Source organism: Curtobacterium citreum, assembly GCF_006715175.1.
Taxonomy (GTDB): Bacteria; Actinomycetota; Actinomycetes; order Actinomycetales; family Microbacteriaceae; genus Curtobacterium; species Curtobacterium citreum.
On the sequence record NZ_VFMQ01000001.1, the window covers coordinates 1,221,788 to 1,243,586 of the forward strand.

The 21,799-nt window shown below is 72.0% G+C and carries 22 protein-coding genes; 13 read left to right on the plus strand and 9 right to left on the minus strand.

What is annotated here, in order from left to right:
* Positions 1-16 precede the first annotated feature (16 nt).
* On the plus strand, positions 17-859 hold the full coding sequence (locus tag FB462_RS05900) for an NAD-dependent epimerase/dehydratase family protein (protein WP_141860688.1): 843 nt from the start codon (positions 17-19) through the stop codon (positions 857-859).
* A 108-nt stretch (positions 860-967) separates the two neighbouring features.
* On the opposite strand, the gene FB462_RS05905 is transcribed toward FB462_RS05900, so the two are convergent.
* The 3 genes from FB462_RS05905 to pepN all read right to left on the minus strand — a co-directional run bounded on the left by FB462_RS05905 (position 968) and on the right by pepN (position 5,175).
* Complete coding sequence (locus FB462_RS05905) at positions 968-1,378, minus strand: globin (RefSeq protein ID WP_204623834.1); 411 nt, start codon at positions 1,376-1,378, stop codon at positions 968-970.
* Positions 1,379-1,431: 53 nt separating this feature from the next.
* Positions 1,432-2,511 (minus strand): mechanosensitive ion channel family protein, encoded by a 1,080-nt coding sequence (locus FB462_RS05910; RefSeq protein ID WP_058740435.1) that lies wholly within the window; start codon positions 2,509-2,511, stop codon positions 1,432-1,434.
* Positions 2,512-2,595: 84 nt separating this feature from the next.
* Entirely contained in the window at positions 2,596-5,175 is a 2,580-nt protein-coding gene (pepN, locus tag FB462_RS05915) for an aminopeptidase N (RefSeq protein ID WP_058740434.1), read from the minus strand.
* A 136-nt stretch (positions 5,176-5,311) separates the two neighbouring features.
* Between pepN and FB462_RS05920 the strand changes: the two genes are divergently transcribed.
* Entirely contained in the window at positions 5,312-5,941 is a 630-nt protein-coding gene (locus FB462_RS05920) for a mycothiol-dependent nitroreductase Rv2466c family protein (protein ID WP_141863265.1), read from the plus strand.
* Positions 5,942-6,020: 79 nt separating this feature from the next.
* On the opposite strand, the gene FB462_RS05925 is transcribed toward FB462_RS05920, so the two are convergent.
* Positions 6,021-6,548, minus strand: coding sequence for a GNAT family N-acetyltransferase (locus FB462_RS05925; protein WP_141860690.1), 528 nt, complete (start codon positions 6,546-6,548; stop codon positions 6,021-6,023).
* Here FB462_RS05925 and FB462_RS05930 point away from each other — a divergent pair.
* From FB462_RS05930 to FB462_RS05940, 3 genes are read left to right on the plus strand one after another with little or no spacing between them, the layout of a single operon-like run.
* Entirely contained in the window at positions 6,547-7,200 is a 654-nt protein-coding gene (locus tag FB462_RS05930) for a helix-turn-helix domain-containing protein (RefSeq protein ID WP_114849045.1), read from the plus strand. The two genes, FB462_RS05925 and FB462_RS05930, sit on opposite strands and share 2 nt — an antisense overlap.
* 32 nt (positions 7,201-7,232) lie before the next feature.
* Entirely contained in the window at positions 7,233-7,721 is a 489-nt protein-coding gene (locus tag FB462_RS05935; protein WP_058740432.1) for a ribose-5-phosphate isomerase, read from the plus strand.
* 18 nt (positions 7,722-7,739) lie between these two features.
* Complete coding sequence (locus FB462_RS05940) at positions 7,740-8,669, plus strand: Fpg/Nei family DNA glycosylase (RefSeq protein ID WP_114849046.1); 930 nt, start codon at positions 7,740-7,742, stop codon at positions 8,667-8,669.
* Between the two features lie 4 nt (positions 8,670-8,673).
* Here FB462_RS05940 and FB462_RS05945 read toward each other — a convergent pair whose 3' ends face one another.
* Positions 8,674-10,155: an amidohydrolase gene (locus FB462_RS05945; protein WP_141860692.1), complete on the minus strand. Its 1,482-nt coding sequence runs from the start codon at positions 10,153-10,155 to the stop codon at positions 8,674-8,676.
* Positions 10,152-10,805 (minus strand): FMN-binding negative transcriptional regulator, encoded by a 654-nt coding sequence (locus FB462_RS05950; RefSeq protein ID WP_141860694.1) that lies wholly within the window; start codon positions 10,803-10,805, stop codon positions 10,152-10,154. Before FB462_RS05950 ends, FB462_RS05945 begins: the two co-directional genes overlap by 4 nt.
* Positions 10,806-10,838: 33 nt before the next feature.
* Between FB462_RS05950 and FB462_RS05955 the strand changes: the two genes are divergently transcribed.
* From FB462_RS05955 to FB462_RS05970, 4 genes are all read left to right on the plus strand, one after another.
* Positions 10,839-12,245 carry a serine hydrolase domain-containing protein gene (locus FB462_RS05955; RefSeq protein ID WP_141860696.1) on the plus strand — a complete coding sequence of 469 codons (1,407 nt, stop codon included), beginning with the start codon at positions 10,839-10,841 and terminating at the stop codon, positions 12,243-12,245.
* Between the two features lie 94 nt (positions 12,246-12,339).
* Positions 12,340-13,815: a sensor histidine kinase gene (locus tag FB462_RS05960; protein ID WP_141860698.1), complete on the plus strand. Its 1,476-nt coding sequence runs from the start codon at positions 12,340-12,342 to the stop codon at positions 13,813-13,815.
* Positions 13,816-13,854: 39 nt separating this feature from the next.
* A complete protein-coding gene (locus tag FB462_RS05965; protein ID WP_058740426.1) occupies positions 13,855-14,517 on the plus strand; it encodes a response regulator transcription factor in 663 nt (220 codons plus the stop codon).
* A complete protein-coding gene (locus FB462_RS05970; RefSeq protein ID WP_141860700.1) occupies positions 14,514-15,368 on the plus strand; it encodes an EamA family transporter in 855 nt (284 codons plus the stop codon). Before FB462_RS05965 ends, FB462_RS05970 begins: the two co-directional genes overlap by 4 nt.
* A 92-nt stretch (positions 15,369-15,460) precedes the next feature.
* Here FB462_RS05970 and FB462_RS17230 read toward each other — a convergent pair whose 3' ends face one another.
* The 3 genes from FB462_RS17230 to FB462_RS05980 form a co-directional block, all read right to left on the minus strand.
* A complete protein-coding gene (locus FB462_RS17230; RefSeq protein ID WP_167510025.1) occupies positions 15,461-15,613 on the minus strand; it encodes a hypothetical protein in 153 nt (50 codons plus the stop codon).
* 100 nt (positions 15,614-15,713) lie between these two features.
* Positions 15,714-16,037, minus strand: a complete 324-nt coding sequence (locus FB462_RS05975) for a hypothetical protein (protein ID WP_058740424.1) — start codon at positions 16,035-16,037, stop codon at positions 15,714-15,716.
* A 165-nt stretch (positions 16,038-16,202) separates the two neighbouring features.
* Positions 16,203-17,234, minus strand: a complete 1,032-nt coding sequence (locus tag FB462_RS05980) for a LacI family DNA-binding transcriptional regulator (protein WP_058740423.1) — start codon at positions 17,232-17,234, stop codon at positions 16,203-16,205.
* A 102-nt stretch (positions 17,235-17,336) separates the two neighbouring features.
* Here FB462_RS05980 and FB462_RS05985 point away from each other — a divergent pair, with 102 nt between their 5' ends.
* From FB462_RS05985 to FB462_RS06000, 4 genes are read left to right on the plus strand one after another with little or no spacing between them, the layout of a single operon-like run.
* Positions 17,337-18,632, plus strand: a complete 1,296-nt coding sequence (locus FB462_RS05985) for an ABC transporter substrate-binding protein (RefSeq protein WP_141860702.1) — start codon at positions 17,337-17,339, stop codon at positions 18,630-18,632.
* The gene (locus tag FB462_RS05990) at positions 18,632-19,510 is read left to right on the plus strand and encodes a carbohydrate ABC transporter permease (RefSeq protein WP_058740421.1); all 879 of its coding nucleotides are present in this window, start codon (positions 18,632-18,634) and stop codon (positions 19,508-19,510) included. The genes FB462_RS05985 and FB462_RS05990 overlap by 1 nt, the downstream gene beginning before the upstream one ends.
* A complete protein-coding gene (locus tag FB462_RS05995) occupies positions 19,507-20,466 on the plus strand; it encodes a carbohydrate ABC transporter permease (protein ID WP_141860704.1) in 960 nt (319 codons plus the stop codon). Before FB462_RS05990 ends, FB462_RS05995 begins: the two co-directional genes overlap by 4 nt.
* A complete protein-coding gene (locus FB462_RS06000; RefSeq protein ID WP_141860706.1) occupies positions 20,466-21,797 on the plus strand; it encodes a glycoside hydrolase 5 family protein in 1,332 nt (443 codons plus the stop codon). Before FB462_RS05995 ends, FB462_RS06000 begins: the two co-directional genes overlap by 1 nt.
* Positions 21,798-21,799 lie beyond the last annotated feature (2 nt).

Here is a 21,799-nt window from a genome sequence, read left to right on the forward strand (position 1 = left end):
GTGGTTGGGTGACGGCATGCAGGTCTTCCTCACCGGTGCGTCCGGCTACATCGGCTCCTCCGTCCTCCGCGCCCTCGTCGCCCACGGGCACGAGGTCACGGCCCTCGTCCGCTCCGACCAGAAGGCGCAGGCCGTCCGGGACGCGGGCGGCCACGCGATCGTCGGCGACGTCACGGACACCGACGTCGTCCGCCGGCTCGCCCACGAGTCCGACGCGGTCGTGCACACGGCCTCGGCCGCGGACGTCGACGCGGACTTCACGGAGACCGTGACCGAGGCCCTCGCAGGGACCCCGAAGCCGTTCGTGCACACGGGCGGGATCTTCACGTTCGGGAACTCGACGGACATCTCGGAGCAGTCGCCGGTGGACCCGCCGGCCCTCACCGCGTGGCGCGCCTCGATCGAGGCGCGCGTGCGGGCGAGCGCCGCACGGACGACGATCGTCGCGCCCGGCATCGTCTACGGGCGCGGCGCCGGCATCCCGGCGATGTTCGTCGGCGACGGCGAGCACGAGGTCCGCCTGGTCGGCGACGGCTCCCAGCGCTGGACGACCGTGCACATCGACGACCTCGGCGAGCTGTACGTGCTCGCGGTGCACGCCGCCGAGCAGGACGGCTACGTGGTGGCTGCGTCCGGCGACAACCCGACGCTGCGCGAGGTGGCCGAGGCGGGCGCGCACGGCTCACCGGTCGTCGCGGAGAGCGTCGACGCGTCGCGCGAGCGCCTGGGGGCCGACTTCGCGGACGCCCTGCTGCTGCACCAGGAGGCCTCGGGCGCGCACGCGCGCGCCGACCTCGGCTGGCACCCCACGCGGCCGACCCTGGTCGAGGACCTGGCCGACGGGTCCTACGTCCGGTAGTCCGCACCGCTCCCAGCGGGGAGCAGACGGACGGGAGGATCGTGGCGGGCCCGCCACGATCCTCCCGTCCGTCTCCTGGTCGCGTCGCCGACGCGAGCCGGTCCGCGGTCAGTCGAACGTGTTCGTCATCGCGTGGGCGGCGCGGTCGAGGTAGGCCCAGAGCTCGGCCTCGTCGAGGGGCGCGAGGTCGAGCGACTCCACCGCGTCGTGCATGTGGTGCAGCCAGCGCTCGCGGGCCTCGGGCGTGATGCGGAACGGGTTGTGCCGCATCCGCAGCCGCGGGTGCCCGCGTTCCTCGCTGTAGGTGCCGGGGCCGCCCCAGTACTGCTGCAGGAAGGCCGACAGGCGCCAGATCGCACCCTCGAGGTCGTCAGCCGGGTACATCGGCCAGATCACGTCGTCCTGCTGGACGCCCTCGTAGAACCGCCGAACCAGCCGGTCGAACGTCGGCGCGCCGCCGATCCGCTCGTAGAGCGAACCGGTCGCCGACGCCCCGTGCTCGCCGACGCGCAGCGTGATCGGTTGCGCCGGGACGCCACCGGGGCCCGAGCCGGGGCTGGGGATCGGGTCGTTCACTGGTGGTCCTTCCCGGGATCCTGGTCGCGGTCCTGGTCGTCCGTGCGGATCGCCCGTCCGAACAGGTTCCCACGCTTCCCGCGCGACTTCGTCGGCGCCGGCGTCGGCTGGGTCCGGACGGAGCGCAGGCCGTTGATCGAGGTGGCGTTCTCCCAGCCCTCCGGCATGATCATCGCCATCGCCGGCAGGGTCACCCCGAGTTCGTCGACGGCGCGCTTCAGGCGGACCCGGAGCTCGCGACCGACGACGTCGAGCTCGGACGCGCGGGTCTTCACGACGAGGCGGAACACCATGCCCGCGTCGCTGATCGACTGCATGCCCCAGATCTCCGGCTTCTCGACGATCCGCTGGCGCCACCGGGGCTCCTGCGACATCGTGACGGCGGCACGGAGCAGCGCGTCCTGGACGGCGTCGATGTCCGTGTCGTACGGCACGGTGATGTCGACGAGCACGCGCGACCAGCCCTGCGAGAGGTTCCCGACCCGCAGGATCTGCCCGTTCGGGACGAACCACAGGATGCCGTTGACGTCGCGGATCTGCATGACGCGGAGCCCGACGTTCTCGACGACGCCGGTCGCGGGCCCGGTGTCGACGACGTCGCCGACGCCCGCCTGGTCCTCGAGGATCATGAAGACCCCGGACAGCAGGTCCTTGACGATGCTCTGGGCACCGACCGCCAGGCCCGCGGCGATGAGCGAGGCGCCGCCGACGATGCCGACCGCGGCGTTCGGCAGCACGAGCGGGATGATCACCGCGAGGGCGATGAGCACGACGACGACCGTCGCCAGGTTCTCGAGCACGCTGCCCAGCGTGCGGGTCCGCTGCACGACGCGGGCGGTCTGGACGGGGGAGGCGACGAGCGCCTGGGTGTCCTCCACGTTCTGGCGGCGCTTGGCCCCGGTGACGACCCGCTCGACCACGCCCTTGATCGTGTGGCGGAGGACGAGCCGGACGATGACCGCCGCGAGGAGCGTGATGACGATGACGATCGGCACGTGCCAGGTGTCGACGAACTGGGTGAAGGTGTTCGACATCCACTTGGGGACGTCGTCGGTCGAGGTCGCAGCCAGGTTCATGATCCGATCGATGCTAGAGGGCGGGGCCTCGGCGACCCCTGAGGATCACCGAGGCCCCGCCCGTGCGTGGTCGTCCGACGCAGGTCAGGCGTCGGCCGCCTGGACGCGCAGCGCGCGCTCGGTACCGGCGACGTTCTCCGACACGATGCGGCGGAGCGCCGGGGTCTCCGGGTGTGCCGCGAGCCAGGCGTGCGCGGCGTCGCGGAGCTCGACGGACGCGAGCGGTGCCGGGTAGAGCCCCGTCACGATCGTGTCGGCCATGTGGTAGCTGCGCTCGGCCCAGATGCGGGTGAGGACGTCGAAGTACCCCGACACCAGTCCCTCGAGCACGACCGGGCTGTTCGTGTGCTGGAACCCGACCGTCGTCTGCCGCACGATGGCGTTCGGCAGCTCGTCCGAGTCGACCAGCGACGAGAACGCCGCGAGCTTGCCCTCGGCCGTCGGGATGGTCGCACGGGCGCGGGCCGCGGCCTGCTCGCCCGACGCGGTCTTGTCCGCGGCGAGCTCGGCGTCCACCTCGGCGTCGCCGGCGGCGCCCGCGAGCACCAGCCCCTCGAGGAGCTCCCAGCGCAGGTCGGTGTCGATCTCGAGCCCCGGGAGCGTGACCGAGCCGTCACGCAGGCCCTGCAGCGTCGCCACGTGCTCCGGCGTCGAGGCGATCTGCGCGAAGAACTTCACGAACTGGAACTGCGCGTCCGACCCGGCGGCGGCGGCGCTGGCGAGCTGCCAGAGCGTGTCGCCGACGGTGCGGACGGTGGCGTCGACCTTGGTCGGCGCGACGTAGTTGCGCGCCGAGAGCAGGAGCTGCGACAGCGTGGTGCGGATGGTCGTCGACTCGGTCTCGGTCGCGATGTTGCCGAGCACGAGCCGGACGTAGTCGCTCGCGGGGGACTCGGCGTCGCGCGTCGCGTCCCACATCGCGCCCCACACGATCGAGCGGGCGAGGGGGTTCGCGATCGCGGCGAGGTGCTCGATCGCGGTGCGGCGGGACTGCTCGTCGAGGCGGATCTTGGCGTACGCCAGGTCGTCGTCGTTGAGCAGCACGAGGTCGCCGCGGTGCACGCCGACGAGCTCGGGGACCTCGGTCCGGGCGCCGTCCACGTCGATCTCGACGCGGTGGGTGCGCTCGAGCTTGCCGCCCGAGGACGCGGTGTCCGCGCCGAACGGGGCGGTCTCGTCGGCGACGAACCCGTAGACGCCGATCGCCAGGCGGTGCGGGCGGAGCGTCGGGTGGTCGGCCGGTGCCTCCTGCAGGACGGCGAAGGACGTGATCACGCCGGACTCGTCGACCTGGATCTCCGGACGGAGCGTGTTCACGCCGGCGGTCTCGAGCCACAGCTTCGACCACTCGGACAGGTCGCGCCCGCTGGTCGCCTCGAGCTCGACGAGCAGGTCGCGCAGCTCGGTGTTGCCGTGGTGGTGCTTCTTGAAGTACGCCGAGACGCCCGCGAAGAACGCGTCGATGCCGACCCACGCCACGAGCTGCTTGAGGACCGAGCCGCCCTTGGCGTACGTGATGCCGTCGAAGTTGACCTGGACGTCCTCGAGGTCGTTGATCGTCGCGACGATCGGGTGCGTCGAGGGGAGCTGGTCCTGGCGGTACGCCCAGGACTTCTCCATCGCCTGGAAGGTCGTCCACGCCTCGGTCCACTCGGTGGCCTCGGCCGTGGCGATGGTGGACGCCCACTCGGCGAACGACTCGTTCAGCCAGAGGTCGTTCCACCACTTCATCGTGACGAGGTCGCCGAACCACATGTGCGCGAGCTCGTGCAGGATCGTGACGACCCGGCGCTCCTTGATGGCGTCGGTGACCTTCGAGCGGAACACGTAGGTCTCGGTGAAGGTGACCGCACCGGCGTTCTCCATCGCGCCGGCGTTGAACTCGGGCACGAAGAGCTGGTCGTACTTCTCGAAGGGGTAGGCGACGTCGAACTTCTCCTCGAAGTACGCGAAGCCCTTCTTCGTGGTCTCGAACACGTACTCGGGGTCGAGGTACTCGGCCAGCGAGCGACGAGCGAAGACACCGAGCGGGATGGTCCGGCCGTCACGGCTGGTCAGCTCGTCGCGCACGACCTCGTACGGGCCGGCGACGAGCGCGGTGATGTAGCTCGAGATGCGGGCCGTCGGGGGGAACGTCCACGTCGCGACCTCGCCGTCGACGTGCGGCTCCGGGGTCGGGGCGTTCGAGACGACCTGCCAGCGCGCCGGGGCCGTCACGGTGAAGGAGAACTCGGCCTTGAGGTCGGGCTGTTCGAACACCGCGAACATGCGACGGGAGTCCGGCACCTCGAACTGGGAGTACAGGTACACCTCGTCGTCCACCGGGTCGACGAAGCGGTGGAGCCCCTCGCCGGTGTTCGTGTAGAGCGCGTCGGCGACGACGACCAGCTCGTTCTGCTCCTGCAGCCCGTCGAGCTGGATCCGCACGCCGTCGTTCACGGCGGCGACGTCGAGCGCGGTGCCGTTCAGCTCGACCGAGTGCACGGTCTTCGTGATGGCGTCGATGAACGTGGCGGCGCCGGGCGTCGCGGTGAACCGGACCCGCGTCGTGCTGCCGAACGTCTCGGCGCCGCGGGTCAGGTCGAGCTCGACGTCGTACGTCTGCACGTCGACGATCGCGGCACGTTCCTGGGCTTCGGTTCTGGTGAGGTTCTCTCCGGGCACGGACGCTCCAACTTCGCTGACGGCGCGGACGATCGATGTCCGCGGTGAGGGAGTCCCGGCACGGCGTCGTGCGCCGTCGGGACGATGGGATCAGCCTAGCGAGCGCGCGTACGCTCGCATCGTGACCGAGACGACTGTGGACAAGACCGAGACGACCCCCACCGCTGTGGAGTTCTGGTTCGACCCGAACTGCCCGTGGGCCTGGATGACGAGCCGCTGGGTCGGTGAGGTCGCCCGGCACCGCGACCTCGACGTGACATGGAAGGTGATGAGCCTGTTCGTCCTCAACGAGGACCAGGACATCCCCGACGACTACCGGGAGCGGATCCACGAGGGGCAGCTCTACCCGCGCATCGTCACCGCCGCGAAGCTCCGGCACGGGCAGGAGATCGTCAAGCCGCTGTACGACGCGCTCGGCGAGCACGTCCACCACCGCCAGGAGTCGGTCCCCGAGCAGGTCGTCCCCGCGGTGCTCCGCGAGCTCGACCTCGAGGCGGACCTGCTCGAGTACGCCTGGACCGACGAGGTCGACCAGGCCGTCCGTGCGAGCCACCAGGAGGGCATCGACCGGGTCGGCCAGGACGTCGGCACCCCGGTGATCGCCGTCGAGGGCACCGCGTTCTTCGGTCCGGTGATCTCCCCGGCGCCGACGGGGCAGGAGGCCCTGGACCTGTGGGACGGCGTCGTCGCCGTCGCGAAGTACCCCGGCTTCTTCGAGCTCAAGCGCTCGCGCACCGTCGGCCCGGTCTTCGACACCGTCGAGTAGCAACCGAGCCCGCGACCGCGGGTCGGACGGGAGGCGCGGTGCGGGCCCGCCACGCGCCTCCCGTCCTCCGGTGCGCCGCTCAGTCGAGCGGCAACCGCATCAGGGTCAGGTCGAGCCACCGGTCGAACTTCCGCCCGACCTCGGGCAGGACGCCCACGGTGGTGAACCCGAGCCGCTCGTGCAGGGCGATCGACCCGACGTTCGACGAGCAGATGCCCGCCATCAGCACGTGCATCCCGCCAGCGCGGGCGTGGGCGACGAGCGCGTCCATCAGGACCGTCGCCACGCCCCGCCCGCGGAACGCCGGCACCACGTAGACGCTGTGCTCGGCGGTGTGCCGGTACCCCTGGTGCGGCCGGAACGCGCTGTAGGTCGCGTAGCCGGCCACGACGCCGTCGACCTCGGCGACGAGCACCGGCAGCCCTGCGCCACGGCGGTCGGCGAGCCAGTCGTCGAACCACGGACGCGGGTGCGGCTCGTCCTGCCAGATCGCGGTCGAGTGCAGGACGGCGTCGACGTGCAGTGCGTGGACGACGTCGAGGTCCCGCGGCTCGCAGTCCCGCACCGTGACCGGAGCGGTGGAGCCCGTCGCATATGCTGTCGTCATGTCTCAGATCGTAGACGACGCCGCGGCGCTCGAGGAACCCGGCGACACGACGGGCGCCGAGCACCCGGACGACGCCGCGCAGCGTCGACTCGGTGACCGGCTGCAGCGCCTGCGGACCGAGCGGAAGTGGAGCCTCACCGAGCTCGCCGAGGAGTCCGGCGTCTCCCGCGCCATGATCAACCGCGTCGAACGCGGGGTCTCGAGCCCGACCGCGACGATCCTCGGACGGCTGTCCGGCGCGTTCGGGCTCACGGTCTCCCAGCTCCTCGACGAGTCCCTCGAGCACGACGTCCCTCGCACGGCCGACCCCGACGCCGCGCGGGGCGTGCAGCGCGGTGCGACCGCCGACTCGTGGACCGACCCGGAGACGGGGTACCGCCGGCGCCCGGTGTCGAGCGCCGCGTTCCCCGCCGACGTCACCGAGGTCCGCCTGCCGCCCGCACAGCAGGTGGCGTACCCGGCGAGCGCCTACGCCTTCCTCCGGCACTGCATCTGGGTCGTCGACGGCGTGCTCGAGGTCGTCGCGGGCGGCGAGGTCACCCGCCTCGGCGCAGGGGACCGGATCGAGCTCGGCGAGCCGGCGGACGTGGTCTACCGGAACCCCGGCGAGGACACCGTCCGGTACGTCGTCGTGGTGGTCCGGGCGGCGTAGGGCGGTCGTCCCGCGGGAATAGGATCGGTCACATGCGCATCCACCTCGGAACGGACCACGCCGGCCTCGAGTTCACCAAGACCCTCGCCCAGCACCTGACGGAGGCCGGGCACGAGGTCGTCGACCACGGACCGACCGAGTACGACGCGCTCGACGACTACCCCTCGTTCTGCATCAACGCCGCGCACGCCGTCGTGCGGGACCAGCGCGCGGGCGTCCAGGCCCTCGGTGTCGTGTTCGGCGGCTCGGGGAACGGCGAGCAGATCGCCGCGAACAAGGTCGAGGGCGTCCGGGCCGCGCTCGTGTGGAACGAGTCCACCGCGCTGCTCGCCCGCCAGCACAACGACGCCAACGTCATCTCGATCGGCGCCCGCCAGCACACCGAGGACGAGGCCATGCGCTTCGTCGACCTGTTCGTCGCGGAGCCCTTCTCCGGCGAGGAGCGCCACGCCCGCCGCATCGCCCAGCTGGCGGAGTACGAGACGACGGGGCACATCGCCGGTCGGCAGATCGACGAGTAGTCCGGGTAGACAGGACCGATGCCAGAGGGTCACTCCGTCCACCGCATCGCGAACCAGTTCTCCCGGCACTTCGTCGGAAAGCGCTGCGAGGTGTCCAGCCCGCAGGGGCGGTTCGCCGCCGGTGCCGCGCAGCTCGACGGCAAGAAGATGGTGGCCGCGCGGGCCGTGGCGAAGCAGATGTTCCTGGAGTTCGAGGACGACCTGTTCCTCCGCGTGCACCTCGGTCTGTACGGCGCGTGGGACTTCGCGGGCCTGATCTCCTCCGCCGAGGCGCTGTCCGAGGACGGCGACGGCGAGGAGTCGCTCGCGTCGATCGGCGCCCCGCGGCTCGCCCGGTACCGGATGGCCGAGCAGGAGAAGGCCGAGGACCCGATCGAGTCGTTCCCGCCGGACCCGGTGGGCCAGGTGCGGGTGCGGATCCTCACCGAGGACACCGTCGCCGACCTCCGTGGCCCGACCGCCTGCGTCGTCGAGGACCCCGCCGGCGTGCAGAAGGCGCTCGACAAGCTCGGTCCCGACCCGATCAACGACGACGGCCCGGAGGCCGAGCGGACCTTCGTCGAGAACGTCCGGAAGCGGAACGTCGCGATCGGGCAGCTCCTGATGGACCAGTCGGTCGTCGCGGGCATCGGCAACATCTACCGCGCCGAGCTGCTGTTCCGGCAGCGCATCGACCCGTACAAGCCGGGGAAGAAGATCACCGTCAAGCAGGCGAAGGCGCTGTGGCAGGACTGGTCGAAGCTCCTGCACGCGGGCGTCCGGGACGGCCTCATGCTCACGATGGACGACCTGTCCGAGGCCGATCACAAGAAGGCCGTCCGGTCGCGGAAGGACCGCCACTGGGTGTACCACCGCGAGGGCGAGCCCTGTCGGGTGTGCGGGACCGAGATCCGGATGGCGGACATGGCCGGCCGCAAGCTCTACTGGTGCCCGAAGGACCAGAAGTAGCGCGTCACGCCGAGCGGTGCGTGAACCGCCCCGCGATCGCGGTCGCCAGCACCGGCATCGACCGGAGCAGGTCCGACGGTTCGGTCGTCGCCACCGCGAGCGGGTCGGCGGGCAGCAGCACCAGGTCCGCGACGTCGCCGACCGCGACCGAGACCCGGCCGTCCGTCGACCCCCGCCACGCGGCGAGCGCCGACATCCGCTGCTCCGGGTGCCACGGCTCACGACCACCGCGGTCGCGTCCGACGGCGGCCGCCATCCCGACCCACGGGTCGAGCGGCGCGACGGGCGCGTCCGAGCCGAGCCGCAGCGTCGCCCCGGTCCGCTCGAGCGCCGCGAACGGGAACGCCCGGTCGGTGACCCCCGCCCAGTGCCGGTCCGCGATGTCCCGGTCGTCCATCGCGTGCTCCGGCTGCACGGACGCGACCACGCCGAGTCGCGCGAACCGCTCGAGGTCGGTCCCGTCGAGGAGCTGCGCGTGCTCGATCGACCCGCGCGTGCCGACCGCCTCGAACACGTCGAGCGCGAGGGTGTTCGCCCGGTCGCCGATCGCGTGCACGGCGGGGACGAGCCCGGCGTCGACCGCGCGGCGGACCATGGCCACGAGGTCGTCGAACGCGTAGGCCAGCACCCCCTCGCCGTCGGCGGTCGCGGCCGTGCGCGTGCCGAGCGACCCGTCGGTGATGACCTTGAACGGCCCCATGGTGAGCAGGCCGCGGGTGCCCGGGACGACGTCCCCGGTTCGCAGGCCCCTCGCGACCACGTCGTCGAGCTCGTCCGGGTACACCCCGGACGCGACGCGCAGGCCGTCCGTCCCGGCGTGCACCCGCCGGGTCCAGCGGTCGAGTCCGAACCGCATCTCCAGGTCGACGATGCGCGTCACGCCGCGGGCCGCGGCCGCCTCGACGGCGTCCGTGACGTAGCCGTCGAGGACCGCGTCGGGGACGCGGGAGAGCGCGGCCGTCACGTCGAACGCGTCCTGCTCGCGCAGCACCCCGTCGTCGCCCGCCATGAGCGGGCGGCCCACCTCGGCGGAGAACCGCTCGAGGGCGAGCGCGTTGCACCAGACGGCGTGCAGGTCGCCGCTGATGACGACGGCCGGGAGGCGCGGTGCGGCCCGGTCGATCAGCTCGCGTCGCGCAGGGCGGGGCCAGAGGCCGTCCCGGTAGCCGTGCCCGACGAGCACCCCGTCGACGGGACCGGTGCGCAGGACCTCGGCGAGCAGGTCGGCGGTCGCCTCCGCGGAGGCGCAGCCGGACACGTCGACGCGTCGCCGGACGAGGGCCCACTGGTCGAAGTGCACGTGGTGGTCGACGAGGCCCGGACCGAGCCAGGCGCCGCCGGTCTGGACGACGTCGGTGTCGGGGCCGGCCGCGTCGAGCGTGCCGGCCGGCGCGACCGCGGTGACCCGCCCGTCGACGATCCGGACGTCGGCGGGGGCGCCCGAGGTGCCCACCCGTCGGACGGTGCGGAGCAGGAGGTCGGTCACTGTGCCTCCAGTCCGTCCGCGCGCTCCGCGCGCACCCGGTCCATCTCGTCGGCGAGCGCCGGCGACGCGTACGGGCCGTCCCCGCGGAGTTCCTCGACGATCCGGGCGACCACGTCCGGCGCCTTGTTCTGCGAGAGCTTGGCGCGGGCATCGAAGCGGGTGACCCGGATCCGGACGCCGACCGTGCCCTGCGCGATCCGTCGGGCGGTGTCCGGGTCGACGTCGAGCGAGACCGGCTCGGGCATCACCCGTTCGAAGTGGTCGACGAGCTCGCCGAGCACGCGGAAGTTCTCGTCGTCGGACAGGATCTCCGGCGTGCCCCACAGGTGCGCGGTCACGTGGTTCCAGGTCGGGACGAACTGCTCCGGCGGGTACCAACCGGGGGAGACGTAGCCGTGCGGGCCCTGGAACACGACGAGGACCTCGTGCTGGCCGAGCTCGTGCGCGACCTCGTCCGGACGGCCGACGTGCGTCACGAGCACGATCGCGTCCGGGTCGTCGTCGGGCCCCGGCGTCTCGAGCAGCACGGGGTAGTGCGAGGCGACCGTGCTCGCCGCGGTGTGCGACACGATCGTCGCCCACGGGTGCTCGGCGACCACGCGCTTGACCTCGTCGACGTCGGTCATCAGGAACCGGGGTGTGTGCCGCATCCGACGAGCGTGGCACATGCCAGGCTGGTCGGCATGGAGAAGCGCGCCGCGTACGAGTCCGTCCTGCCCTACGTCCGCGAGTGGATCGGGTACAAGGTGTGGCAGCTCCGGCTCCCCGGGGTGCAGGTCGCCGTCGGGTTCGAGGGCGAGGAGCTGTTCGCCGGGGCGTGGGGGTACGCCGACGTCGAGGCCGGTCGTCGCCTGACCACGACGGACCGGTTCCGCATCGCGTCGCACTCGAAGACGTTCACCGCGACCGCCCTGCTGCAGCTCGCCGACGCGGGCGCGCTCCGGCTCGACGACACCGTCGGCTCGTTCGTGCCGGCCCTGGTCGACGCGGGCTCGCCGATCGCCGGCGCGACGGTGCGCGAGCTCATGGAGATGGGCGGCGGAGTCGTCCGGGACGGTGCCGACGGCGACCACTGGGCACTCGCGCACCCGTTCCCGGACGCCGAGCAGCTCGTCGCGCTCGTCGTCGAGGGCGGCGCCAAGGTGCCGGTCGGCTCGGCGTTCAACTACTCGAACCTGGGCTACGGCCTGCTCGGGCTCGTGGTCGAGGCCGTCACCGGGACCTCGTACGCCGAGCACGTCCGCGCGGCGATCACCGAGCCGCTCGGCCTCGCCCACACCGGTCCGGAGTTCGACCCCGCCCACGAGGACGCGTTCGTCGTCGGCTACACCGGCCTGCACACCGCCCGCACCCGCACGCGCGTCCCGCACGTGACGACCGGGGCGCTCGCCGCGGCCACCGGGTTCCACGGCACCGCGTCCGACCTGGTCCGGTACTTCTCCGCCCACGTCCCCGGCCGGGGCGACCTGCTCTCCGACCACGCGAAGCGGCTCGCGCAGCGGAAGGCGTGGAGCGCGCTCGACACCGATCCGGCCGCCCGCGGCTACGGTGCCGGCTTCATCGTCGACCGGATCAACGGGCGCGAGGTCCGCGGTCACTCCGGCGGCTTCCCCGGCCAGATCACCCAGTCGGTGTTCGACCCGGCGTCGTCGCTCGTCGTGTCCGTGCTGACGAGCAGCGCGACCGGGCCCGCCGGGATGCTCGCGAACGGGATCGTGCACCTGCTCGACGCCGCCGCGGACGAGCACGCCGCGGGGCCGGCGCTGCCCGACGACGTCGACACCTCCCGCTACGTCGGGCGCTTCACGACGTTCGAGGGCATCACCGACTTCGCCCGCGTCGGCGACCGGCTGCTCGCGATCGACCCGACGCAGCCCGTGCCGACCGAGTCACCGGTCCGTCTCGACGTCGTCGACGCCGACACGCTGCGCATGGCCGCCGGCAACCGCTTCGGGTCGATCGACGAGCTCGTGACGTTCACGCGCGACGAGTCGGGTGCGGTCGTGTCGGTGCGCGGCGACAGCGGCATGACGCACCGCCCGTGGTCCGTCCCCGAGGAGACCCCCGAGGTCGCCGCCGCCCTCGTCTGAGACCGGCCGCCGGACCGGGAGGGGGGACAACCCCACCACGGGTCCGGGAGACGGCAGGATGGGACGGGAGCCCTCGGTCCGCGAGGCTCGAGTCATGACCGACACCGCCCGCCTCGACCAGGCCGACACCGTCCCGCTCGACGACACCGCACCGCAGGGAGCGACCAAGCCCATGCCCGGACAGCCACAGTCAGCACCCGCGGGGTGGTCGGCGACGCCGGCGGTGGGGCAGCCGGGCGGCGGTGGCGGCTCGGGGATGTCCGCCGGCGCGTTCTACCGGGACGCGTGGCGACGCCTGCCGCGGGACTTCGGCTACATGGCGCTCACGGCGGTGCTGCTCTGCACGCTCTACGCGGCCTTCCCGGCGGCGATCCTGGGCGGCGGATTCCGGGACCTGTTCAACCCGTTCGTGCTCCTGATGTTCTTCGTCGCGCTGTTCGTCGCCCGCTGGGTCGGCCAGTTCGAGAAGCTCCGCATCGGCTGGGCCGACCCGCGGCCGATCCGCCCGGTCGACTGGACCCCGCGCTGGCAGCAGAACTGGTGGACCCGCACGGGTTCCGCGGTCGCCAACCCGCACTACTGGCTGTACCTGCTGCACGCGGTCGTCGTGTACCCGCTCGCGGCGCTCTGCACGGTCGGCGCCGGCGCGCTCCTGGTCGTCGGGTTCACGTGGCCGATCGCGGTCGGTGGCATCGCGCTCCTCAACCGGGTCGCCGCTGACTACTACAGCGGGCTCGGCGGTGCTCCGGTGCTCCTCCTCGGCCTGCTCGGACTCGTGTCGATGGCGGCGTCCGTGGTGCTGTTCCCGCTCTGGGCGCGCGGCTCGGTCCTCGCGCACTACTGGATCGACCTCGGTCTGCTCGGCGGGTTCCGCGCCGAGCAGCTCGAGCAGCGCGTCGCCGGGCTGCAGGCCTCCCGCGCCGGAGCGGTCACGGCCGAGGGGCAGGCGCTCCGCCAGATCGAGCGCGACCTGCACGACGGCCCGCAGCAGCGCCTCGTCCGGCTCCGCATGGACCTCGCGGCCGCCGAGCGTGCGATGGACCGCGACCCGGAGCAGGCCAAGCGGCTGATCGGCGAGGCCGGCGAGCACGCGAAGGACGCCCTCGACGAGCTGCGCGCCCTGTCCCGTGGCTTCGCGCCGCCGATCCTGCTCGACCGCGGGCTCGTCGCCGCGCTCGAGGCCCTGGTCGCCCGCACGCCGATCCCGGTCGGGCTCGACGTCCGCCTGCCCGAGGGACTCGAGCTCGCGACGGAGATCCAGCGCAACGTGTACTTCACGGTGAGCGAGCTCCTGACGAACACGACGAAGCACGCGGGCGCCTCGACCGCCGGCGTGTACCTCGGGCTGATCGTCGACGCGTCCGGCCTCTGGTACCTCACGGTCAGCGTCACAGACGACGGCCGCGGGGGAGCCCGCCCGCAGGAGGGCCACGGGCTCGAGGGGCTGGTCGGCCGCATGCGCGCCCTGGACGGCGAGCTCATCGTGAACAGCCCCGACGGCGGTCCGACCGAGGCCACCGCACGGATCCCGCTCGGCGCGCTGAACGGCGTCCCGACCGTCCGCCGGTGACCGGCGGGGAGCGGGGACGCTCCCACTAGGCTGGTCGGCATGAGCGACGGCCCGGGTGCAGCACGCATCCGGGCCGTCGTCGTCGACGACGCCGTGCTCCTGCGCGAGGGACTGGCCCGCGTCCTCGACGAGGCGGGCATCGAGGTCGTCGGGCAGTACGCCGACGCCGACTCCTTCCTCGCCACGCTGCCGGATGCCGCCCCCGACGTCGTCGTGATGGACGTCCGGATGCCCCCGACCTTCACCGACGAGGGCGTCCGCGCCGCCGTCGTCACCCGACGGGTCGCCCCGCAGACCGGGGTCCTGCTGCTGTCGCAGTACGTCGAGGCCACGTACGCCGAGGACGTCCTCGCCGCCGGCGCCACCGGCATCGGGTACCTGCTCAAGGACCGCGTCACCCGGCTCGAGGAGATCGACGACGCCGTGCGCCGCATCGCCGCCGGCGGCACCGTGCTCGACCCCGAGGTCGTGACGCAGCTCATGAGCCGTCGACGCAACCCGCTCGAGGCGCTGACCCCGCGGGAGCGCGACGTCCTCGGGCTGATGGCCGAGGGACGCACGAACGCCGCCATCGCCCGAGCGCTCGTCATCGGCACCGGCGCGGTCGAGAAGCACGTGACGAGCATCTTCGGCAAGCTCGCGCTCGAGGACACCGGCGAGGACCACCGCCGCGTCCTCGCCGTCCTCGCATACCTCGGATGACGACGCGGGTCCCCGCGCCGCTCCTGGCGCTCGCGGCGATGGTGTCCGTGCAGCTCGGGGCCGCGATCGCCAAGACGCGCTTCGACGAGGTCGGCTCGGTCGGCGCCGCGACCCTGCGCCTGGTGATCGGCGCCCTCGTGCTCGCGCTCGTCGTCCGCCCGCGCGTGCGGCACTGGACCCGCGCGCAGTGGACGGCCGCGGTCCTGCTCGGCCTGGCGCTCGGCGGCATGAACGTCTTCATCTACGTGGCGTTCGCGACCATCCCGATCGGTGTCGCGGTGACGATCGAGTTCCTCGGGCCGCTCGTCCTGTCGCTCGCGCACACCCGTCGCTGGCGGGACGTGTCGTGGGCCGTGCTCGCGCTCGCCGGCGTCGTGCTGCTCGGCGTCGGACCGACGGCCGTGACCGCGGTCGCCGGCGTCGCCGCAGCCGTCGGGGCGGCGGTGTGCTGGGCCGGCTACATCGTGATGAACCAGCGCGTCGGGGCGGCGATCCCCGGCATCGACGGCCTCGCGGTGTCGATGGTCGTCGCGATGCTCGTCTCCCTCCCGTTCGGACTGCACTCCGCCGCGGCCGGTGTGGTCGACGACCCGACGCTGCTGCTCGTCTTCGCGGGCGTCGCCCTGCTGTCGAGCGTGCTGCCCTACGCGCTCGAGATGGCGGCGCTCCGCCGGATGGTGACCCGCGTGTTCGGCGTGCTGCAGAGCCTCGGTCCCGCGATCGCCGCACTCGCGGGACTCCTGGTCCTGCGCGAGGCGCTCTCGGTGCAGGAGGTCGTGGCGCTCGCCTGCGTGACCGCGGCGAGCATCGGGGTGACCCTGTCGGGACGTCGTCGCCGAGCCGTTCCCTGACGGCGGCGGGCCGACCGTCGGACCCGTGACGCGCCTCCAGGCCGTTCCCGACCACGGGATGCGTCGCGACCCGCCTCCGGGTCGGTCGTCAGCTACTCGGCGCCGAGGAAGTCCGCGTAGGTGGGTTCCGACTGCTCGACCGCCAGGAGCGCCGGGTCGTTGATCCGGCGTTCGACGTAGGCGGCGATGACCTCCGGCGGGGTGAGCACGTGGGCGACCCAGGACGGCACGTCGCGTTGGTTCACGGTGGGCCTCCTTCCTGTCGTTCGTCCGTCGAACCACTTGATCGGTGAGTAGTTCGGCGAGGCGGGGTTCCCGGAACGATCCTCGGATCGGGTCCGGATGTCAATGCGGTGCGTTCCCTGGATGCCGTTCGGCGCGGTCCGTCCGCAGCGCGCGGTGCTTGACCGCTGAGCGCCAGACCCAGGCGTCGGCCTGCTGCCCGAACTGCGCCCACTCGACGTGCACGGCGTCCCGCGTCCAGCTCGACGCGAAGCCCTTGACCCGGATGTGGAAGGTCGGGAACTGGATCCACGCCCAGACCGGGACGGGCGTCACCGCGTGGCAGACGTCGGGCCCGCGCGCTTCCTCGGACAGCGAGTAGGCGCGCGGACGCTCGACCTCCGGGTGTTCCGGGGGCTGCCACCGGTTCTCGCGACGCCGTCCCACGACGGTATTCGAACGTGTGTTCGAACGTGCGTCAAGTCCGCCGCGCGGTCGCTGCGCACCTCGACCCAGGCGCGGGCGTGTCGGGGTGCGCCACGTGGACGCTGCGCGCCCGGACCGGGCCGTGGGCATGTCGGGGCGCGCTGCGCACCCACCGGGTCCCCGGTGTCAGGTGGCCGCGCGCCCCGTCGACTCGCGCACGCTCAGGGTGAGCGACGGTCCGGGCCGGGACGGCAGAGGAGCCGGAGCATCGATCTGCTCGCGCAGCAGCACCGCGGCGCGCTGCCCGAGCTCGACCGTGTCGCGTGTCAGCGAGGTGATCGCGGGGCGGACGAGCCGGATCATCGCGGAGTCGTCGAACGACACGATCGACACCGCACCCGGCACCGCGACGCCCATCTCGCTCGCGACGCCGAGTCCCGCGACGGCGAGCACGTCGTTGTCGTACACGATCGCGGTCGGTCGCACCGTGCGGGACAGCAGTGCGCGGGTGGCCCGGGCGCCCTCGTCCGCGGAGTAGTCGGTCGGGATCGACACGGTGTCCTCGAGCCCGGCGTCCGCCGCGAAGGCCCGGAGCCGCTCGACCCGCATCGCCGTGTGCTCGAACTCCGGCCGACCGGAGACGTGCGCGATCCGCCGGTGTCCGAGCGCGTGCAGGTACCGCAGCACGGTGTCCGTCGCGTCCGAGTCGTCGATCCACACGCTCGGGGCGGCGCCGTCCGGCGAGGGGTGCGAGCCGACGACCACGGTGGGCATGCCGAGTTCCGCGAGCAGGGTCAGACGCTCGTCGTCGCGGCGCGGGTCGATCACGACGACGCCGTCCACCCGGTGCCCGCGCCACCAGTCGCGGTAGGTCGTGAGCTCCTCGGCAGCGTCCCGGGCGACGAGCAGGGTCATGCCGACGTGGGTCCCGGCGAGCCCGAGCTGGATCCCCGAGATGAGGTCGCCGAAGAACGACTCGGTGCCGAGCGTCCGTGCCGGGCGGTTCAGCACGAAGCCGATCGACCCGGCGCGGGCGCCACCGAGGGCGCGGGCGGCGGTGTGCGGTTGCCAGTCGAGTTCGCGGGCGATCTCCTGCACGCGGCGGCGGGTCTCGGCGGACACCCCCGGCCGGTCGTTCAGCGCGAACGACACCGCGCTGATGGACACCCCGGCGCGTGCGGCGATGTCGGCGATGGTCGTGCGACGTCTGCTGGCCACGGGGTTGACTATAGCGCTTTAGTCATGAACAGTGGCAGCCACACGCCGGTTCGGCACCACCAACTGAACCGCTTGAGCACGATGACGAAGGAGTCGGTTGCGATGAGGACCACCACACGGGTGACGAGGGGCCGCGCGGCAGCGCTGCTCGCGACGGCGGCGGCGACCGCCCTCGTCCTGACGGGCTGCTCGAGCGGCAGCAGCGGCGCGAGCGGCGGCGGGAGCGGGGCGATCGACGGGACGATCACCCTGCAGACGTGGGCGCTCACGCCGACGTACACGGACTACCTGCAGAGCGTCATCTCGGCGTTCGAGAAGGAGCACCCGAAGGCGACCGTGAAGCTCCAGGACCAGCCGGGCGACGGCTACGCCGACAAGGTGCTCAGCCAGGCGTCGTCGAACAGCCTGCCCGACGTGGTCAACCTGCCGCCGGACATCGCGCTGCCGCTCGCGAAGCGGGGCTTCCTGCAGGACGTGTCGAAGGACGACAGCAAGCTCGGCAGCACGTACGTCGCCGGCGCACTGGACTCGTACCGGTACAAGGGGCTCGATGGCACGTACGGCTACCCCTGGTACCTCAACACGGACGTCGACTACTGGAACAAGACGATGTTCGACAAGTGCGGCCTCGACGCGGACAACCCGCCGAAGACCACCGACGAGCTGTTCACGCAGGCCAAGACGATGCACAGCAACTGCCCGGACGACTACCTGATGAGCCGGAAGCCCGGACTCGGTGACCTCACGCTCGCCGGGGTCAAGGTGCTGAACTCGGACGGCACGAAGTTCACCTTCGCCGACTCGTCGAAGGCCGTCGACCTGATCGACCGCTACAAGGAGGCGTACCAGGACGGCTACATGCCCTCGACCGTCCTGAACAGCGACTACCTCGGCAACTCGACGCTGTTCACGCAGCAGAAGGTCGCGTGGACGACCGGCGGCGCGACGGCGCTCTCGGACATGATCAAGAACAACCCGTCGCTCAAGGGCAACGTCGTGGTCAGCCCGGCGCTCGACACCCCGCCGCTGTACGTGCAGGGCCTGTCGGTGTCGAGCAAGTCGAAGCACCTCGCCACGGCCGAGGCGTTCGCGCAGTTCATGACGAACGCGAAGAACCAGGAGGCGTTCGCCCACCAGGTGAACATCTTCCCGTCGACCACGTCGTCGCAGTCCGACCCGTACTTCTCGAAGGACGACGGCACCGTGAACGGCACGGCACGCGTCCTCGCGAACGAGGCCCTGAAGCAGGCGAAGGTGCTCAACCCGGTCGAGGCGAACTCCGCGATGACGGACTTCCTCGACCAGCAGATCGCCCTCGCCATGAAGGGGCAGGTCGCGCCGGAGCAGGCCCTGCAGACCGCGCAGGACAAGATGAACTCGCTCCTGGCCAACGGCTGATGCGCGCCAACCGCTGGTTCACGCCCTGGCTGCTCGTCCTGCCGGCCCTCGTCTGGCTCCTCGCGTTCAGCCTGTGGCCGTCGATCAACACCGTCCGGTTGTCGTTCACGAACGCCAGCCCGCTGGGGGGCGTGAGCCAGTGGGTGGGCTTCCGGAACTTCGAGACCCTGCTCGCCGACCCACAGGTGTGGGAGGCGCTGCTCAACAGCGTCGTCTACATGGCGGTCTGCCTGCCGCTCCTGACGATCGGCCCGCTGCTCATCGCGGTGCTCGTGCAGCAGAAGCTCCCCGGCATCGCGTTCTTCCGGACCGCGTTCTACACGCCGGTGATCGCGAGCGCGGTCGTGGTCGGGCTCATCTGGACCTGGATCCTCGACGACCGCGGCGTCGTCAACGAGATGGCCCAGGCGCTCGGCGTCGTGCAGGGCGCGATCCCGTTCCTGACCGACCGGTGGCTGCTGCTGTTCAGCGCGATCAGCCTGACCGTCTGGAAGGGCCTCGGGTACTACATGATCATCTTCCTGGCGGCACTCGGGAACGTCGGCAAGGACCTGCACGAGGCCGCCGCGCTCGACGGCGCCGGGGCGGTGCGCCGGTTCTGGTCGGTCACGGTCCCGGGGGTCCGGGGCACCATGACGCTCGTCGGGATCCTGGTCTGCGTCAGTGCGCTCCGGGTGTTCAGCGAGCTCTACATCCTCACCAACGGCACCGGCGGTCCGGGCGGGCAGGACAATTCGCTCGTCATGCTCATCCAGCAGTACGCCCGCGGGTTCACCGGCAACCTCGGCTACGCGTCCGCCCTGAGCCTGCTGCTCTTCGTGGTCACGCTCCTGCCGATGCTCGCCCTCGCCCGCATGAACAGCAAGGCCGACAAGTGACGAACACGACCAGCACGACCGAACCGGCCCTCGGCGGCGCCGCGGGCGCAGCCGTACCCACACCGGACGTGACCGGCGCGACGGACGCACGCCGGGCCCGGCCCCCGCGTCGCCGCCGCGCGGTGTGGGGCGTCATGTCCACCCGCGAGAAGGTCGTCCGCTACGTCCTGCTCGTCGTGGTGCTGTTCATCACGATCGGGCCGTTCCTCTGGCAGCTCTCGACGTCGCTCAAGGGCGCCGGCGAGGACATCTACACGGCGAACCCGTCGTTCATCCCGTCCGAGCCGACGATCGAGAACTACCTCAAGGTCGCGGCGGCGATCCCGGTCTGGCGGTACATCGGCAACTCGGTGCTCGTCGCGGCGATCGACGTCGTCGGGAACATCGTGTTCGCGACGCTCGCCGGCTTCGCCCTGGCCCGGCTGCAGTGGCGGTTCCGCAAGCTCGTGCTCGGCCTCTTCCTCGCGACGCTCGTGCTCCCCGGCGAGGCCACGATCATCAGCCAGTTCGTCACCGTGAAGGACCTCGGCCTGGCCGACAACCTGGTCGGCGTCGCCCTGCCCGGGATGATCGCGGCGCTCAACGTCCTGCTCATGTTCAACGCGTTCCGGCAGATCCCCGAGGAGATCGACCAGGCGGCCGTCGTCGACGGCGCGAACGCGATGCAGCGCCTGCGGTACATCTCGCTGCCCGCCGTGCAGGGCACGATCGCCGTGATCGCGATCTTCTCGTTCATCGGGGCGTGGGACGACTTCCTGTGGCCGCTCATCGTTCTGCAGTCCCCGCAGAACCTCACGCTGACCGTGGGGCTGCAGTACCTGCAGGGCACGTTCGCCACCGACCAGCGGATGATCGCCGCCGGCACGATGATCGCCTTCATCCCGATCGCCGTGGTCTTCGCCGTCCTGCAGCGCTTCTTCTTCAAGGGAGTGGAAGAGGGCGGGGTGAAGGGCTGATGCGCTTCGGCGTCAACCACACCCCGTCGGTCGGGTGGTTCCACTCGTGGCTCGACTTCTCGCCGTCGGACACCGCCAGGGACCTCGAGCAGATCGCGTCGCTCGGCGCGGACCACGTGCGGATCTTCCCCCTGTGGCCGGTCGTGCAGCCGAACCGGACGATGATCCGGCAGCGGGCGCTCGACGACGTCGCGACCGTCGTCGACATCGCCGGGTCGTTCGGACTCGACGTGAACGTCGACGCGCTGCAGGGGCACCTGTCGAGCTTCGACTTCGTGCCGGCCTGGCTCGACACCTGGCACCGCCGCAACCTGTTCACCGACCCGGACGTCGTCGCCTCGACCGTCGCCTACGTCGAGGCGCTCGCCCGGACCGTCGCGGACCGGCCGAACCTGCTCGGCATCACGATCGGCAACGAGGTCAACCAGTTCGCGCACGCACCGCACCCCGCGCCGTTCGGCGTCACCGCCGAGCAGGGGCACGCATGGGCGGCGACGATGGTCGCCGCCGCCCGGCGGGGCCTGGGGACGGACGGGGGACGCGGACTGGAGGCACGGCGCGGGTCCGCCCCGCTGGTCACCGTCGCGCAGTACGACGCGGCCTGGTACGACGACGCGCAGCCCTTCGGCCCGGAGCACGCGGCGGACCACGGCGACGCGACGGTCACGCACTCCTGGGTGTTCAACGGCGCGGCACAGCTCCACGGCGCCCTCGGACCCGGTTCGGTGCGGCACGGCGAGTACCTGCTGCAGCTCGCCGCGGCCTGGAACCGGGACCCGCACCGGCCGAACTGGTTGCAGGAGGTCGGCGCCCCGACGAACGTCGTCCCGCCCGCCGACGCCGCGTCCTTCACCGAGCAGACCATCCGACACGTCCTCGGGGCGCAGGACGTGCTCGGCGTGACGTGGTGGTGCTCGCACGACGTCGCCCGGTCCCTCGCCGACTTCCCCGAGCTCGAGTACGACCTCGGGCTGTTCACGAACGACGGTCGGCGGAAGCCCGCGGGCGAAGCGTTCGCCGCCCTCGCTCGATCTGCGCCCGCATCGCCGGCCGCCCCGCCCGCCACCGGGATCGTCCTCGACGACGTCGGGCCCGACGGCACCCCGCGCCCCGGCGTCCGGGCCGACTGTGCCCCCGGTGGACGGTTCGCGGCCGGCTGGCTCGCACTCGCCGAGGCCGCGCCGGACGGCCGCGGTCCGCAGGTGCTGCTGCGGTCCCGGCTCCACGAGGACGTCCTGCGCGCAGCACGCGGCATCACGACGATCGAGCACGTGCCCGACGGCCTGGACGGCACCGTCCTCGCCGTCGCCCACCCCGCCACCGGCGCCTGAGC

What these genes read in the sequence shown, in the direction of transcription:
- FB462_RS05925 (WP_141860690.1), bottom strand. Translation starts at nt 6,548, where the DNA reads ATGACGACAGCATATGCGACGGGCTCCACCGCTCCGGTCACGGTGCGG.
- FB462_RS05990 (WP_058740421.1), top strand. Translation starts at nt 18,632, where the DNA reads ATGCGCGCCAACCGCTGGTTCACGCCCTGGCTGCTCGTCCTGCCGGCC.
- FB462_RS05955 (WP_141860696.1), top strand. Translation starts at nt 10,839, where the DNA reads ATGGAGAAGCGCGCCGCGTACGAGTCCGTCCTGCCCTACGTCCGCGAG.
- FB462_RS05935 (WP_058740432.1), top strand. Translation starts at nt 7,233, where the DNA reads ATGCGCATCCACCTCGGAACGGACCACGCCGGCCTCGAGTTCACCAAG.
- FB462_RS05960 (WP_141860698.1), top strand. Translation starts at nt 12,340, where the DNA reads ATGACCGACACCGCCCGCCTCGACCAGGCCGACACCGTCCCGCTCGAC.
- FB462_RS05940 (WP_114849046.1), top strand. Translation starts at nt 7,740, where the DNA reads ATGCCAGAGGGTCACTCCGTCCACCGCATCGCGAACCAGTTCTCCCGG.
- FB462_RS05900 (WP_141860688.1), top strand. Translation starts at nt 17, where the DNA reads ATGCAGGTCTTCCTCACCGGTGCGTCCGGCTACATCGGCTCCTCCGTC.
- FB462_RS05950 (WP_141860694.1), bottom strand. Translation starts at nt 10,805, where the DNA reads ATGCGGCACACACCCCGGTTCCTGATGACCGACGTCGACGAGGTCAAG.
- FB462_RS05985 (WP_141860702.1), top strand. Translation starts at nt 17,337, where the DNA reads ATGAGGACCACCACACGGGTGACGAGGGGCCGCGCGGCAGCGCTGCTC.
- FB462_RS05930 (WP_114849045.1), top strand. Translation starts at nt 6,547, where the DNA reads ATGTCTCAGATCGTAGACGACGCCGCGGCGCTCGAGGAACCCGGCGAC.
- FB462_RS05910 (WP_058740435.1), bottom strand. Translation starts at nt 2,511, where the DNA reads ATGAACCTGGCTGCGACCTCGACCGACGACGTCCCCAAGTGGATGTCG.
- FB462_RS06000 (WP_141860706.1), top strand. Translation starts at nt 20,466, where the DNA reads ATGCGCTTCGGCGTCAACCACACCCCGTCGGTCGGGTGGTTCCACTCG.
- FB462_RS05965 (WP_058740426.1), top strand. Translation starts at nt 13,855, where the DNA reads ATGAGCGACGGCCCGGGTGCAGCACGCATCCGGGCCGTCGTCGTCGAC.
- FB462_RS05970 (WP_141860700.1), top strand. Translation starts at nt 14,514, where the DNA reads ATGACGACGCGGGTCCCCGCGCCGCTCCTGGCGCTCGCGGCGATGGTG.